12 protein-coding genes, 1 pseudogene and 1 riboswitch are annotated in these 14,877 nt (G+C 72.7%); of the genes and pseudogenes, 8 read left to right on the top strand and 5 right to left on the bottom strand.

Annotation, left to right across the window (positions count from 1 at the left end):
* Positions 1 to 225 precede the first annotated feature (225 nt).
* The 3 genes from ACFYXC_RS11000 to ACFYXC_RS10990 all read left to right on the top strand — a co-directional run bounded on the left by ACFYXC_RS11000 (position 226) and on the right by ACFYXC_RS10990 (position 4,290).
* Positions 226 to 819, top strand: a complete 594-nt coding sequence (locus ACFYXC_RS11000) for a DUF3017 domain-containing protein (protein ID WP_389549422.1) — start codon at positions 226 to 228, stop codon at positions 817 to 819.
* Positions 820 to 1,411: 592 nt separating this feature from the next.
* On the top strand, positions 1,412 to 2,710 hold the full coding sequence (locus ACFYXC_RS10995; RefSeq protein ID WP_389549420.1) for a helix-turn-helix domain-containing protein: 1,299 nt from the start codon (positions 1,412 to 1,414) through the stop codon (positions 2,708 to 2,710).
* A gap of 590 nt (positions 2,711 to 3,300) precedes the next feature.
* On the top strand, positions 3,301 to 4,290 hold the full coding sequence (locus ACFYXC_RS10990; protein ID WP_389549417.1) for a malate dehydrogenase: 990 nt from the start codon (positions 3,301 to 3,303) through the stop codon (positions 4,288 to 4,290).
* 146 nt (positions 4,291 to 4,436) lie between these two features.
* Here ACFYXC_RS10990 and ACFYXC_RS10985 read toward each other — a convergent pair whose 3' ends face one another.
* The gene (locus tag ACFYXC_RS10985; RefSeq protein ID WP_389549414.1) at positions 4,437 to 5,318 is read right to left on the bottom strand and encodes a GNAT family N-acetyltransferase; all 882 of its coding nucleotides are present in this window, start codon (positions 5,316 to 5,318) and stop codon (positions 4,437 to 4,439) included.
* Between the two features lie 200 nt (positions 5,319 to 5,518).
* Between ACFYXC_RS10985 and ACFYXC_RS10980 the strand changes: the two genes are divergently transcribed.
* Positions 5,519 to 7,033, top strand: coding sequence for an aldehyde dehydrogenase family protein (locus ACFYXC_RS10980; protein WP_389549411.1), 1,515 nt, complete (start codon positions 5,519 to 5,521; stop codon positions 7,031 to 7,033).
* A 169-nt stretch (positions 7,034 to 7,202) separates the two neighbouring features.
* Here the strand turns inward: ACFYXC_RS10980 and ACFYXC_RS10975 are convergent, their stop codons facing one another.
* A complete protein-coding gene (locus ACFYXC_RS10975) occupies positions 7,203 to 7,931 on the bottom strand; it encodes an isocitrate lyase/phosphoenolpyruvate mutase family protein (protein ID WP_389549408.1) in 729 nt (242 codons plus the stop codon).
* Complete coding sequence (locus tag ACFYXC_RS10970) at positions 7,928 to 8,470, bottom strand: carboxymuconolactone decarboxylase family protein (protein WP_389549405.1); 543 nt, start codon at positions 8,468 to 8,470, stop codon at positions 7,928 to 7,930. The genes ACFYXC_RS10975 and ACFYXC_RS10970 overlap by 4 nt, the downstream gene beginning before the upstream one ends.
* A gap of 47 nt (positions 8,471 to 8,517) precedes the next feature.
* Between ACFYXC_RS10970 and ACFYXC_RS10965 the strand changes: the two genes are divergently transcribed.
* Together ACFYXC_RS10965 and ACFYXC_RS10960 are read left to right on the top strand one after the other, a co-directional pair.
* Positions 8,518 to 9,948 (top strand): PLP-dependent aminotransferase family protein, encoded by a 1,431-nt coding sequence (locus tag ACFYXC_RS10965; protein ID WP_389549402.1) that lies wholly within the window; start codon positions 8,518 to 8,520, stop codon positions 9,946 to 9,948.
* A 116-nt stretch (positions 9,949 to 10,064) separates the two neighbouring features.
* A riboswitch (ZMP/ZTP riboswitch) is annotated at positions 10,065 to 10,150 on the top strand.
* Positions 10,151 to 10,181: 31 nt separating this feature from the next.
* Positions 10,182 to 11,627 carry a glycine hydroxymethyltransferase gene (locus tag ACFYXC_RS10960; RefSeq protein ID WP_389549399.1) on the top strand — a complete coding sequence of 482 codons (1,446 nt, stop codon included), beginning with the start codon at positions 10,182 to 10,184 and terminating at the stop codon, positions 11,625 to 11,627.
* 345 nt (positions 11,628 to 11,972) lie between these two features.
* Here ACFYXC_RS10960 and ACFYXC_RS10955 read toward each other — a convergent pair.
* A pseudogene (locus ACFYXC_RS10955) lies at positions 11,973 to 12,122 on the bottom strand (siderophore-interacting protein); the annotation flags it as partial.
* Between the two features lie 89 nt (positions 12,123 to 12,211).
* On the opposite strand from ACFYXC_RS10955, the gene trpS reads away from it, so the two are divergent.
* Complete coding sequence (gene trpS / locus ACFYXC_RS10950) at positions 12,212 to 13,225, top strand: tryptophan--tRNA ligase (RefSeq protein WP_388914352.1); 1,014 nt, start codon at positions 12,212 to 12,214, stop codon at positions 13,223 to 13,225.
* A 218-nt stretch (positions 13,226 to 13,443) separates the two neighbouring features.
* Entirely contained in the window at positions 13,444 to 14,022 is a 579-nt protein-coding gene (locus ACFYXC_RS10945; RefSeq protein WP_388914355.1) for a 2'-5' RNA ligase family protein, read from the top strand.
* Between the two features lie 74 nt (positions 14,023 to 14,096).
* Here ACFYXC_RS10945 and ACFYXC_RS10940 read toward each other — a convergent pair whose 3' ends face one another.
* The gene (locus tag ACFYXC_RS10940; RefSeq protein ID WP_388914358.1) at positions 14,097 to 14,852 is read right to left on the bottom strand and encodes a decaprenylphospho-beta-D-erythro-pentofuranosid-2-ulose 2-reductase; all 756 of its coding nucleotides are present in this window, start codon (positions 14,850 to 14,852) and stop codon (positions 14,097 to 14,099) included.
* Positions 14,853 to 14,877 lie beyond the last annotated feature (25 nt).

Below are 14,877 nucleotides of genomic sequence, written 5' to 3'. Positions count from 1 at the left end.
CCCGCTGGGACGGGCGCTTCCGCCGGGATGGGCGCTCCCGCTGGGACGGGCGCTTCCGCCGGGATGGGCGCTCCCGCTGGGACGGGCGCTTCCGCCGGGATGGGCGCTCCCGCTGGGACGGGCGCTTCCGCTGGGACGGGCGCTTCCGCCGGGATGGGCGCTTCCGCTGGGACGGGCGCTTCCGCCGGGATGGGCGCTTCCGCTGGGACGGGCGCTTCCGCCGGGATGGGCGCTCCCGCCGGGACGGACACCTCCGCCGGGACGGGCGCTTCCGCCGAGACACACGCTTCCGCCGGGGCGGGCGATCCCGCCGGAACCGATGTCGATGTCCAGGACGAGGCCGACGTACAGAACCCCGTGCAGGGCGACGGCGACGAGCTCACCGTCCGCGATGCCGTCAGCGCGCCCGGGCCCGACGGGCAGCCCCGTCGCGTCACCCGGCGCTTCCCGCTGTTCACGCGGGACACCGCCCGGCCCGAGGGCGGCGGCAGGGCGGCCCCCAGCGACGCGCCGGCGCCCGCCCGGCAGTGGCCCATCCTCGCCGTCACCGGCCTGGTCGGACTCGGGCTGCTGCTCACCGCCCTGGACGCGTTCAAGGTCGGCACCCTGCTGATCGGTGTCGCACTGCTCGCAGGCGCGGCCATGCGCTGGATGCTGCCCGACGTGGGCATGCTCGCCGTCCGCTCCCGTTTCACGGACCTCGTCACGTATGGCGTCCTCGGGGCGACCATCGCGCTCCTGGCGATGATGGCCCAGCCCAACCCCTGGCTGGAGCTGCCCTTCCTGGACGACACCCTGCACTTCACGATCAGGACGTAGGCGCCTCACGGGGGCGGCAGCGGCGCCCGTCCACTCCCCCGAGCGCGGAGGGGCGCCGCCTGCAACCCAGGGTCATGGACGTGCCGGCGGCGCTTCAACACCCGCCGGTTGCCTGTGGCACGAAGGTGACGGTTCCGGTACGTCCCGCGCGCAGAGCGGTTGCCCGAGGCGGGGCCGGCCCACGGCAAAGTGGGCTCACCCGGCACCGGTCGGGCCGGACGCCGTACGCGCCGCCGCTTCCGTCGATAGCCTGGCGGACCGGCCGCGGCCGTCGCCGCACGGCGACGGCGGTGAGTGGCCGCCGATCACCCCCGAGATCATCGATAACGTGGGCAATCGGGACGCTCCGGGACGTCCCGCGCATCGGCCGGGCCGGCTCGTCAGCCCGGAGGGAAGTCGGTGGGACACTGGACCGCAGACCAGCGGGCGTGCAACGGTGCATGCCCACAGGCCCGAATGCTCCCGTGCGCCCCCACCCCGGGAACTGAGATCCTGGCCGGGCGCATCCCTGTGGGTAGCCAGAACGACGACTCGGCACAGGGCTTCACACGCGGGAGAAGCAAGCACGTACGGGGGGAAGAGGGGGGTAGTAATGCCTCGTTGGAGGGCCTTGCCGGATGAACTCGATCCGCAGGTCAGGGAGTTCGCCAGCCAGTTGCGCCGGCTGGTCGACCGCAGCGGACTGAGTATCGCCGCCGTGGCAGACCGGACCGGGTACAGCAAGACGTCCTGGGAGAGGTATCTGAACGGCCGGCTGCTCGCGCCCAAGGGCGCGATCGTGGCGCTGGCCGAGGTGACCGGGACCAATCCCGTCCATCTGACGACGATGTGGGAGCTGGCCGAGCGGGCCTGGAGCCGTTCGGAGATGCGCCACGACATGACCATGGAGGCGATACGGATCTCCCAGGCGCGCGCGGCGCTGGGGGAGTTCGGGCCGACTCCCGCCAAGGGGGAGAAGAGCGGGAAGCAGGCGCGCGCCGGGGGGAGCACGACGGCCGCGCCCAAGCCGGGTATCGCGGGCCCCGCCGGGGTGGCGCCCACGGTGCCGCCGCGGAGCCCGGTGCAGGGGGACGAGCGCAGGCCGCCGTACGGGGCCGGTGCCGGGACGGGTTCCGGAGCCGGGGCGGGCGAGGGTGCCGGGGCGGGCTCGCGCCCGGGCTCCGGCACGGGGTCGGCTTCGGGCTCGGGTTCGGGTACGCGGGGTGGCGGTTGGGGAGTCGTCGCCTCGCCGCCGGGAATGTCCGGTGCCTCCCGCCCCGGCCAGTCGGGGGCCTTCGGCCCGGCAGGTCCGGTCGGCGCAGGTCCGGTCGGTCCTGCGGGCCCCGCTCGTTCCGCGAGTCCTTCCGGACCTGGTGGGGGTCCGCCGCAGGACGCGCGGCCCCGGTCCGGCGGTTCGCCGGACGGGCAGCGCAAGCGGCGGCTGACCATGTTCCTCGCGGGGGTCGTGGGCGCGCTCGTGGTGACAGCCGCAGCCGTGCTGTTCACGCAGTCCGGCGACGACGGAAAGAAGAACGAGGCCGGGCCGAGCCCGAGTCCGACGGTGAGCAAGGAACTGCCGGAGGGCGTCGAGTGCAGTGGCGCGGCCTGCGCCGGCAAGGACCCGGAGAACATGGGCTGCGGCGGGACGCTGGCGCAGACCGTGGAGAAGGCCGTCGTCGGCACCGCCCAGGTCGAGGTCCGCTACAGCGAGACGTGCGGTGCCGCGTGGGCTCGTATCACGGCGGCCGGAGCCGGGGACTCGGTCCGGATAGCGGCGGGCTCGGCCGCCGCGCAGACCGCCGAGGTCGGCACGGACACCGACGCCTACACCCCGATGGTCGCGGTGAAGAACGCCACCGCGGCGAAGGCGTGCGCGACGCTCCAGTCGGGCGTGGAGGGGTGCACGAAGTAACGACGCACACCCCGGACCGGTCCCTTCCGGGGGCCCGGCACCCGGCCGGACAGGCGCCCGACTCGACCGAGTGGGGCGCCTGCCCACGTCACGGGCGCGGAGGCCCGTCCGGGTCGTGCGCGTCGGGTTCCGGCCGGGTCGCGCGCGGGCGGCCGTTCGCGGCGCGTCAGCGATCGATCGCTCTCGGTAGGAATGGGCGGCGTACTTCGGGGCAGGCGAATTCGTACCCCCACGGGAGTCCGGCCTTTCATCGGGAGGCGTACAGCCCTCCTTGCCCACCGGCACCCCCACCTGGCGGTCGTCGGCCCACTCTCCCGGATCGACGGCCGCCTTGCTCGTGGACGGGCGCCGGAGCCGGGGCCGCGCGCCCACCGGAGCGGCGGCCAGAGCGGGGCGGCGGCCCTGTGGGGTGGGCCACAGCGGACCCGGCCGTCCGGGATCCCGGATGCGCGATAGCCTGACCGCTGGATCTCTCTTGACGCCAAGAGATCGTTCATCTCAATCGATGATCGATCATCGCGGTGCCAGGGCCGGGATTCCGTACCCCGGGGCAGGGACGCCCCACCGTCAGCTGTCATACGGAGAACGCCATGACCCGCACTCCCGTGAACGTCACCGTCACCGGCGCGGCCGGCCAGATCGGTTACGCCCTGCTCTTCCGCATCGCCTCCGGCCAGCTGCTCGGCGCGGACGTGCCGGTCAAGCTGCGTCTCCTTGAGATCACGCCGGCGCTGAAGGCCGCCGAGGGCACCGCCATGGAGCTCGACGACTGCGCCTTCCCGCTCCTGCAGGGCATCGAGATCACCGACGACCCGAACGTGGCCTTCGACGGCACGAACGTCGGTCTGCTCGTCGGCGCCCGCCCCCGCACCAAGGGCATGGAGCGCGGTGACCTCCTGGAGGCCAACGGCGGCATCTTCAAGCCGCAGGGCAAGGCCATCAACGACAACGCCGCGGACGACGTCAAGATCCTCGTCGTCGGCAACCCGGCCAACACCAACGCCCTGATCGCCCAGGCAGCCGCCCCGGACGTACCGGCCGAGCGCTTCACGGCGATGACCCGCCTGGACCACAACCGCGCGCTCACGCAGCTCGCGAAGAAGACGGGCTCGACGGTCGCGGACATCCAGCGCCTCACCATCTGGGGCAACCACTCGGCCACCCAGTACCCCGACATCTTCCACGCCACGATCGCCGGCAAGAACGCCGCCGAGACCGTGAACGACGAGAAGTGGCTGGCCGAGGAGTTCATCCCGACCGTCGCCAAGCGCGGCGCGGCCATCATCGAGGCCCGCGGCGCCTCCTCCGCCGCCTCGGCCGCGAACGCCGCCGTCGACCACGTGCACACCTGGGTCAACGGCACGGCGGACGGCAACTGGACCTCCATGGGCATCCCGTCCGACGGTTCGTACGGCGTCCCGGAGGGCCTCATCTCCTCCTTCCCCGTCACCACGAAGGACGGCTCGTACGAGATCGTCCAGGGTCTTGAGATCAACGACTTCTCCCGCGCCCGGATCGACGCGTCGGTGAAGGAACTCGAGGAGGAGCGCGAGGCGGTCCGCGCCCTCGGCCTCATCTAGGCACCCGTAGACACCCGCAGGCACCAGTCCCGTTCCGCCGATCCCCGGGCAACCGCCCGGGGATCGGTGCGTTCCGTCCCCTGAGCGGTCGGCGGATCGGCGCGTCGCTGGATCGGCGGGTCCGTAGGTGCGCGCGGGCCCGCGGGTCAATGGTGCAGGGGCTTCTCGAACCAGTGACCGGCGTGCGGGTTGTCGCCGTACGCCGGGATCTCGGTGTAACCGCCCGTGCGGTACATCGCCGCCGCCTCCCGGAGCACCGGGTGCGTGTCGAGGCGTACGGTCCGGTGTCCGCGTCCGGCGGCCGTCCGCTCCAGTTCGGTCAGCAGCCGCCGGCCGAGACCGAGGCCGCGGGCGTCCGGGTGCACCCACAGGTGCCGGATCTCGGCCGTCCCGGTGTCGAGCGCGCACAGCGCCCCGCAGCCGACGGCGCGCTCCTCCTCGTACGCGACGAGGAACGCGGCGATCCGCTCGGGCGGTACGAGGTCGGTCGTGGCGTACCCCTCGGGGAACCGTCCGTCCAGTTCGGCGGCGTAACCCGTGAGGCAGGCACGCGCGTCGGGCGACGCCGCCCCGACGGGCCGTACCGTGATCGCGGCCAGCCGCAGCAGCCGCTCGGCGACCGCGACGGCCTCGGTCAGCCGCTCCCGCTGGGTCTCGCTCAGCCCGCTCAGCAGCCCCTCGGCGAGGTCGTCCGCGCGGCGGTTCTGCTCGGTCAGTTCCCTGCGCCCGGCAGGGGTGAGCTCCGCGAGACGCAGCCTGCTGTCCGCCGGATGCACGGTGACCCGGACGAGCCCCTGCCCCTCCAGCGCGCGCACCATCCGGCTCAGGTAACCGGCGTCCAGACCGAGCCTGGTCCGCAGTTCCCGCAGGGAGGCGCCGGCCCCGATCTCGTAGAGCAGGCGGGCCTCGCTGAGCGGCCGGTCCTGCCCGAGGTAGTGGTCGTCGAGGACACCGATCCGACGGGTGAAGTACCGGTTGAAACGGCGCAGGGTGGTCACGTGCGCCGAGGACACTGACGCTGAAGCCATAACCTTTGACTTTAGTCAAAGAGTGGAGAGCGTGTCCATGTTTCGGAGGGCTTGTCAGTGACGCCGCGCACTTCGGCCCTGGGGCGCGCATGCAATCCGGGCCGTAGGGCAGGTGCTCCCGACCGTGAGGGCGACGCGCGGGTGCACCGGGGCGGGGACCGGAACGGACCAGGACGGACCAGGAACGGAAGGCATCGATCATGTCGGGACACCAGGCGGCGGAGCGGACGATTCATGTGGGCGGGGAGTGGCGGGCGTCCGCCTCGGGGGCCACGCGGGACATCCTCGACCCGGCGGACGCGAAGCCGTTCGCGGTGGTCGCCGAGGGCGGTGTGCCCGACACGGACGCCGCCGTCGAGGCCGCCCGGCACGCCTTCGACCACGGGGTGTGGCCCCGGACGCCCGTCAAGCAGCGCGCCGCCCTGCTGCGCCGCGTCGCCGGCCTCCTCGTGCGCGACCGCGAGTCGCTCGGACTGCTGGAGAGCCGGGACGCGGGCAAGACGCTGGAGGAGGGACGGGTCGACATCGACTGTGTCGCCGACGCCTTCCGTTACTTCGCCGATCTCGTCGTCGCGGAGGGCGGCGGGCGGGTCGTCGACGCCGGCTCCGACGACATCCACAGTGTCGTCGTGCACGAGCCCCTCGGCGTCTGCGCGATGATCACGCCCTGGAACTACCCCTTGCTGCAGGCCAGCTGGAAGATCGCCCCCGCTCTCGCCGCGGGCAACACCTTCGTGGTCAAGCCCAGTGAGATCACCCCGCTGACCACCGTCGCCCTCATCGGGCTGCTCGTCGAGGCCGGGCTGCCCGCCGGAGTCGCCAACATCGTCACCGGTCCCGGGCACAGCGTCGGCGCCCGCCTCGCCGAGCACCCGGACGTCGACCTCGTCTCGTTCACCGGCGGTCTCGTCAGCGGGACCAAGGTCGCCCAGGCCGCCGCCGCCACCGTCAAGAAGGTCGCCCTCGAACTCGGCGGCAAGAACCCCAACGTCGTCTTCGCCGACGCCTGCGCGACCGAAGAGGGCTTCGACACGGCCGTCGACCAGGCCCTCAACGCCGCGTTCATCCACAGCGGCCAGGTCTGCTCGGCAGGTTCCCGGCTCATCATCGAGGAGTCGGTACGCGACCCGTTCGTCACGGAACTGGTCCGGCGCGCCGAACGGATCCGGCTCGGCCGCGGCACCGAGCCGGGAGTCGAGTGCGGCCCGCTCGTCTCGGCCGAACAGCGCGAGAAGACCGAGGACTACGTGGCCGCCGCCCTGGCCGAGGGCGCGGTGCTGCGGACCGGCGGCGCCCGCCCCGACCCGTCTCCGGAGCGCCCGGCCACCGGCTACTTCTACGAGCCGACCGTCCTCGACCAGTGCCACCGCGAGATGCGTGTCGTACGGGAAGAGGTGTTCGGACCGGTCCTCACGGTGGAGACCTTCCGTACGGAGGACGAGGCCGTCGCGCTCGCCAACGACACGGAGTACGGGCTCGCGGGAGGCGTCTGGACCGCCGACGCGGGACGTGCCCGGCGGGTGGCCGGACGGCTGCGGCACGGCACGGTCTGGATCAACGACTTCCACCCCTACCTTCCGCAGGCGGAGTGGGGCGGCTTCGGCAAGAGCGGCGTCGGCCGTGAGCTGGGACCCGCGGGGCTCGCCGAGTACCGCGAGACCAAGCACGTGTACCAGAACCTCGCGCCGAAGCCGGTCCGGTGGTTCGCGGGCTGACACCCCGGCCCCCGGTCCGCACACGGGCCCGCACGAGGAGTCGCCCCCCGTCCTGCGGCTCCTTCGCCGTCACGTACGCGCCGCGGGCCCGTGCCCCGTCCCGTGTGTCCTGTCCCGTGTGTCCTGTCCCGTGTCCTGTTCCGGGTACCGTCCCGTGCCGGCGAAGAGGTCAGAGCCCTCCGGCGATCTCTCGCAAGGCCGCCGCAGCCGCCCGCTGCAACCCCGGCCCGTACGTGATCCGGGTGGCCCCCAGCTCACCCCACTCCCGAGCGGAGCGCCCTCGCGGTGCCGCCGACACGTTGACCGGCCCCTCGATGCCCGCCCGCAGCGACGGCAGCACCTCCGCCGGAGCACCGATCGGATACACGCAGTCGGCCCCGGCGGCGACGTACAGCGCGGCCCGCTCGATCGCGTCCGCCACGGGATCCGCGACCCCGCGCAGGAAGGTGTCCACGCGCGCGTTGACGAAGAGCAGGCCGCCCGCGGCGTCCCGCACCTCGGCAAGCCAGTCGGCCTGCCGGGCCGGGTCCTGGAGGACGCCCTCGCGGGAGTCCTCCAGATTGCACCCCACCGCGCCCGTCTCCGCCAGCCGCTCGACCAGTTCCCCGGGAGGGAGCCCGTACCCGCTCTCGACATCCGCGGACACGGGCACGTCGACCGCCCGGACGATCCGCGCGACCGCCGCGAACATCTCGTCGGCCGGCGTGGCCCCGTCCTCGTACCCGAGCGAGGCCGCGACCCCGGCGCTGGGCGTGGCCAGCGCCGGAAAACCGGCGTCCACGAACACCCGGGCACTGGCCGCGTCCCAAGGACCGGGCAGGACCAGCGGATCGCCGGGTGCGCGGTCGCGGTGCAGCGCGCGGAAGACCTCGGCCTTCGCCGAAGGCGCCGCCGTCACTTGTACTGGCCGGCCGTGTAGTGCCCGGGCGTCAGACGGCAGGTCACACCGAAGCGGTTCCACGCGTTGATCACCGTGATCGTGGCGATCAGATGGGACAGCTCGGCCTCGTCGAAGTGGCGCGCGGCGGCCTCGAACACCTCGTCCGGGACGAAACCGTCCGTCAGGACCGTGACCGCCTCGGTCAGCGCGAGCGCCGCGAGTTCCCTCTCCGTGTAGAAGTGCCGGGACTCCTCCCAGGCGCTGAGCTGCACGATCCGCTCGACGCTCTCGCCCGCCGCGAGCGCGTCCTTCGTGTGCATGTCGAGGCAGAAGGCGCAGTGGTTGATCTGTGACGCGCGGATCTTGACCAGCTCCGCCAGGACCGGGTCGATACCCTGCTCGGCCGCCGCGGCCAGCCGGATCATGGCCTTGTAGACGTCGGGGGCGAACGTGGTCCACTGAAGTCGGGGGGCCTCCTCAGAGGCGTACGAGGTGTCCGCCGGTGTGCTGGTCGTCGTGTCGGTCGTGGTGCCGGTCGCTGTGTGCGTCGTCGTCATGACCTCGACCCTACGAGCGAAGCAGCCCAGGAGTATGGTCCATTTCCATGGCTGAATCCTGGGCCACTTTCGGAGTGGACCTGCATGTCGACGTGGCGCGTCCCGGCGTCGGCCCGCGCCGTGGCCTCACGGACGCGTTGCGCGAAGCGGTACGCGGCGGACGGCTCGCGCCGGGCACCCGGCTGCCGTCGTCCCGGTCCCTCGCCGCCGATCTCGGCATCGCCCGCAACACCGTCGCCGACGCGTACGCCGACCTCGTCGCCGAGGGCTGGCTCACCGCGCGCCAGGGCTCCGGCACACGGGTGGCGGAACGGGCGGTGCCGGTCCCGGCCTCCGCGGCACGCCCGCCCCGCTCGCTCCGGGGCCCCGCCTACGACCTCGTCCCCGGCACCCCGGACCTCGCCTCCTTCCCGCGCGCCGCGTGGCTCAAGGCGTCCCGCCGGGCTCTCGCGGCGGCCCCGGACGACGCCCTCGGTTACGGGGACCCGCGCGGCCGGGTCGAACTGCGCACCGCCCTCGCGGGCTATCTCGCCCGGGCCCGCGGCGTGCGCGCCGACCCCGAACACATCCTCATCTGCTCCGGGTTCGTCCACGGGCTGATGCTGCTCGGGGCGGTGCTGCGGCAGCGGGGAGCACGGACGCTCGCGGTGGAGTCGTACGGACTCGACGTGCACTGGGACCTGATCGACCGTGCGGGACTGGCCTCGGCGCCGCTGCCGTTCGACGAACGGGGCACGCGGACGGACGAGTTGCCCTCGACGGGCGCGGGCGCGGGTGCGGGTCAGGGCGGCGCCGTGGGGGCGGTGCTGCTCACCCCCGCCCATCAGTTCCCCATGGGCGTGCCGCTGCAACCCGACCGCCGTGCCGCCGTCGTCGACTGGGCGCGGCGCACGGGCGGGCTGATCCTGGAGGACGACTACGACGGGGAGTTCCGCTACGACCGGCAGCCCGTGGGCGCCCTCCAGGGCCTCGACCCGGACCGCGTGGTGTACTTCGGCACCGCGAGCAAGTCCCTCGCCCCCGGCCTGCGCCTCGGCTGGCTGGCCCTGCCGCCGGACCTGGCCCCCGAGGTCATCGCGGCGAAAGGCGGCGCGGACTGGTCGTGCGGGGTCCTGGACCAGCTGACACTGGCGGAGTTCCTCACCTCGGGCGCGTACGACCGGCATGTGCGCGCCTCCCGCCTCCGCTACCGGCGCCGCCGCGACCAGCTCGTCTCGGCCCTGGCGGCCCGCGCCCCGTCGGTGACGGCCACGGGCATCGCGGCCGGCTTCCACGCGGTGCTCCGGCTCCCGCCCGGCACCGAGCAGTCGGTGGTCCGCGCGGCGGCCTGGCACGGCCTGGCCGTGCACGGCCTGACCAGCTACCGCCACCCCGCCGCCACGCCCGCGCCGCTCGACGCGCTGGTCGTCGGCTACGGAACCCCCTCGGACAGCGGCTGGCCGCGAGCCCTGGAGGCACTGTGCGGGGCACTGCCCTAGCCGGGAGCCGGTAGCTCCGGCCGGGTGCGGAGTGGCGGGCCTACTCATGCCCCTTCCCGTCGTCGCTCGCATGGTGGACGGCGTGACCCATCCTCCAGGCGTGCCCGGTACGCTCGTCCACGGGCCGTGACTGGCGCGCTGGGATGGGATCGACCATCGGGGAGCGGCCCGGAACCGTGTGCCGTGCGCCTGGGCCGAACCGTGAACGCCGAACGCCACGTCCGGAGGCCGTCATGTCAGAGCCCCTCTCCACCGAATCCACCGCCTTCCGCAGTGCCCTTGAAGTGATCCGTGCCGTCGAACCCCGGGTCGCCGACGCCATCGGGCAGGAGGTCGCCGACCAGCGCGAGATGCTCAAGCTGATCGCCTCCGAGAACTACGCCTCCCCGGCCACCCTCCTCGCGATGGGCAACTGGTTCAGCGACAAGTACGCCGAAGGCACCGTCGGCCGCCGCTTCTACGCCGGCTGCCGCAACGTGGACACCGTCGAGGCCCTCGCCGCCGAGCACGCCCGCGAACTCTTCGGTGCCGAGCACGCCTACGCCCAGCCGCACTCCGGCATCGACGCCAACCTCGTCGCCTTCTGGGCGGTCCTCGCCCAGCGTGTCGAGGCCCCCGCCCTGGAGAAGGCCGGCGTCCGCAACGTCAACGACCTCTCCGAGGCCGACTGGGCCGCGCTGCGGCAGGCTTTCGGCAACCAGCGCATGCTCGGCATGTCCCTGGACGCCGGCGGCCACCTCACCCACGGCTTCCGCCCGAACATCTCCGGCAAGATGTTCGACCAGCGCTCCTACGGCACCGACCCCGCCACCGGCCTCATCGACTACGAGGCGCTGCGCGTCTCCGCCCGTGAGTTCAAGCCGATGATCATCGTCGCCGGCTACTCCGCCTACCCCCGTCTCGTGAACTTCCGGATCATGCGCGAGATCGCCGACGAGGTCGGCGCCACGCTCATGGTGGACATGGCCCACTTCGCGGGACTCGTCGCCGGCAAGGTCCTCACCGGTGACTTCGACCCGGTCCCGCACGCCCAGATCGTCACCACGACCACCCACAAGTCGCTGCGCGGCCCGCGTGGCGGCATGGTCCTGTGCGACTCGTCGCTCGCCGACCAGGTCGACCGCGGCTGCCCGATGGTCCTCGGCGGCCCCCTTCCGCATGTCATGGCAGCCAAGGCGGTCGCACTCGCCGAGGCCCGCCGCCCCGAGTTCCGCGACTACGCCCAGGCCGTGGTCGACAACGCCCGTGCCCTCGCCGAGGGGCTGATGCGGCGCGGCGCCACGCTGGTCACCGGCGGCACGGACAACCACCTCAACCTCATCGACGTCGCCTCTTCCTACGGCCTCACCGGCCGCCAGGCCGAGTCCGCGCTGCTCGACTCGGGCATCGTCACCAACCGCAACGCGATCCCCGCCGACCCCAACGGCGCCTGGTACACGTCGGGCATCCGCATCGGCACGCCGGCGCTGACCACCCGGGGTCTCGGCGCCACCGAGATGGACGAGATCGCCGGCCTGATCGACCGCGTGCTGACCACCACGGAACAGGGCACCACCAAGAAGGGCGCCCCTTCCAAGGCCCAGCACATCCTCGACCCGAAGATCGCGGACGAGATCTCCCACCGTGCGACCGACCTCCTGGCCGGCTTCCCGCTCTACCCGGAGATCGACCTCGGCTGACACCACCGGCCGGTGCCGTGGCCGGCTGTCGCGGTGCGCGGCCGGTGCCCTGGGCCGAGCGGGCTTCCCGGGGTCCCGGCCGCCTCAGGAGTCGATCAACTCCTGCCGGGGTCCGGCCTCCCGCTCCCCGGGCCGGCCCCACGGCCAACCCCACCGGCCAGGTCGGTGCCGCGCCGTCGCCAGTCGTTCCGCCGCCAGTAGCACCACCACGGGGCGCAGCCCCGGCGCCGGCACCGCCCCGGCCACCAGGCCGGGTATCGCCCACCTCCAGTCCGTGCCGTCGCGGGTCGCCGCGGTGGCCGCGGTGCGGGGCTGCTCCGTGGGCGCGGACCCTTGTGCGGCTTCCTCCGCGCCCGCCCCCAGCGCCGCGGCCGCCCTGAGCGCGAGGCCCGTATGGGCACGCACCAGCAGCGCGTACGCCTCCCGCTCTCCGGCGCGTACACGTGCGACGACCGCGGCCTCATCGACGATGCGGCCCCCCTCCCGCGTCCGCACACTCTTGTTACACCGCCGGGGACGGATCGGTTCCCACCTGTTTCCGACCAGTTCCGGAGTGGGTCCCGACACCTGAGAGAATGGTGGGCATGGCCTCTGATAGTCCCCGTGTGCTCTCCGGAATCCAGCCCACCGCAGGCTCGTTCCACCTCGGCAACTACCTCGGCGCCGTCCGCCAGTGGGTGGCCCTGCAGGAGTCCCACGACGCGTTCTACATGGTGGTGGACCTGCACGCGATCACCCTTCCGCAGGACCCCGCGGACCTGCGCGCCAACACCAGGCTCGCCGCCGCCCAGCTGCTGGCCGCCGGTCTCGACCCCGAGCGCTGCACGCTCTTCGTCCAGAGCCATGTCCCGGAGCACGCCCAGCTCGCCTGGATCATGAACTGCCTCACCGGTTTCGGCGAGGCGTCCCGCATGACCCAGTTCAAGGACAAGTCCGCCAGGCAGGGCGCCGAGAGCGCCTCGGTCGGCCTCTTCACGTACCCGATCCTGCAGGTCGCGGACATCCTGCTGTATCAGGCCAACGAGGTCCCCGTGGGCGAGGACCAGCGTCAGCACATCGAGCTGACGCGTGACCTCGCCGAGCGGTTCAACGGCCGCTTCGGGCAGACGTTCACCGTGCCGAAGCCGTACATCCTCAAGGAGACGGCGAAGATCTTCGATCTGCAGGACCCGGCGATCAAGATGAGCAAGTCGGCATCGACGCCGAAGGGACTCATCAACCTCCTCGACGAGCCGAAGGCCACGGCGAAGAAGGTGAAGAGCGCGGTCACCGACACGGACACGGTGATCAGGTTCGACGTGGCGAACAAGCCGGGCGTCAGCAACCTGCTGGGCATCTACTCCACGCTCACCGGCACCGGTATCGCGGAACTGGAGCAGAAGTACGTCGGCAAGGGCTACGGTGCGCTGAAGACCGACCTGGCGGAGGTCATGGTCGACTTCGTGACGCCGTTCCGGGAGCGCACGCAGCAGTACCTGGACGACCCGGAGACGCTCGACTCGATCCTGGCCAAGGGGGCGGAGAAGGCTCGCGCGGTCGCCGCGGAGACCCTCTCCCAGGCGTACGAAAAGGTGGGTTTCCTGCCCGCCAAGCACTGATCGCCGGGCACCGGCCGCCGGTACGGAGCGCGTACGGCGGCCGGGACGAGACCAGGACAACACCGGCATGGCATCCGGTATGGGGCCGCGCCGCCGTACAGTCGATAGCCGGTACAACCTCTGTCTGTCGGGAACACCGACAGAACGGAACACCGACGCAGCGCCACACTGACGCAACGCCACAACGCCACAACGCCACAACGACGACAGGAGACGACGTGGGGACCGTAACGATCGGTGTGTCGATCGCGGTCCCGGAGCCTCACGGCAGCCTGCTCCAGGAGCGGCGCGCGGGCTTCGGTGACCCCGCGGCTTCCGGCATTCCCACCCACGTCACACTGCTGCCGCCGACCGAGGTCGACCGGTCGGCACTGCCCGCGATCGAGGCGCATCTCGTCGAGGTCGCGGCGGCGGGCCGGCCCTTCTCCATGCGGCTGAGCGGGACGGGAACGTTTCGTCCGCTGTCCCCCGTCGTGTTCGTCCAGGTGGTCGAGGGTGCCGAGGCGTGCACCTGGCTGCAGAAGGAGGTCCGGGACGCCTCCGGGCCCGTGGCGCGCGAGCTGCAGTTCCCCTACCACCCGCATGTGACGGTGGCGCACGGCATCGACGACGAGGCGATGGACCGTGCCTTCGAGGAGCTGGCGGACTACGAGGCGCAGTGGCCGTGCACGGGCTTCGCGCTCTACGAGCAGGGGACCGACGGCGTGTGGCGCAGGCTCCGTGACTACGTCTTCGGTGGCACGGTCGTGCCGCCGCAAGCCTCCCACGTACAGCGGGGCCCGCTTCCGGCGTGCTGAACCGGACAGGTCGCCCGCTTCCGGCCTGCTGACCGGACAGGTCGGGGAACAGAGGCGGGCACGGTGCGGCGCGCCTACAGGGGCAGCCTGCGGAACAGGCCCCGTGGCAGGTGCCGCAGGGCCGACATGACCACCCGGAGCGCCCCCGGCACCCACACCGTCTCGGAGCGGCGGCGCAGGCCCGTCTCGATGGCCGTGGCCACCGCCTCGGGCGTCGTCGCGAGCGGGGCCTCGTCCATGCCCGCCGTCATCCTCGACCGGACGAACCCGGGGCGTACGACCATCACATGGACGCCCGTGCCGTACAGCGCGTCGCCCAGGCCCTGGGTGAACGCGTCGAGGCCCGCCTTGCTCGACCCGTAGATGAAGTTCGCGCGGCGGGCCCGCTCGCCCGCCACCGAGGAGAGCACCACCAGGGAACCGTGCCCCTGCGTCTGGAGCGCCTGGGCGCACACCAGGCCGGACGACACGGCGCCCGTGTAGTTGGTCTGCGCGACCCGGACCGCGGCGCCCGGCTCGTTCTCGTCGCGCGACTGGTCGCCCAGGACGCCGAACGCGAGCAGGACCATGTCGATGTCGCCCTCGGCGAAGACCTTGCCGAGCACCGCCTCGTGGGCGTCGGGGTCGAGCGCGTCGAAGCCGACGGTACGGACGTCCGCGCCGAGCTCGCGCAGCCCGGCGGCGGCTTCTTCCAGGCCGGGCGAGGGGCGGCCCGCGAGCCACACCGTACGGGTGCGGCGGGTGATCAGCCGCCGGGCGGTGGCGAGCGCGATCTCGGACGTGCCGCCGAGGACGAGCAGGGACTGGGGGATGCCGAAGGCGTCCTTCATGAACGGAACTCCTATGGGAGGTGGG

Origin of the sequence: Streptomyces sp. NPDC002701 (assembly GCF_042889045.1) — a bacterium.
Taxonomy (GTDB): Bacteria; Actinomycetota; Actinomycetes; order Streptomycetales; family Streptomycetaceae; genus Streptomyces.
This window is presented reverse-complemented; position numbering and strand designations above follow the sequence as displayed.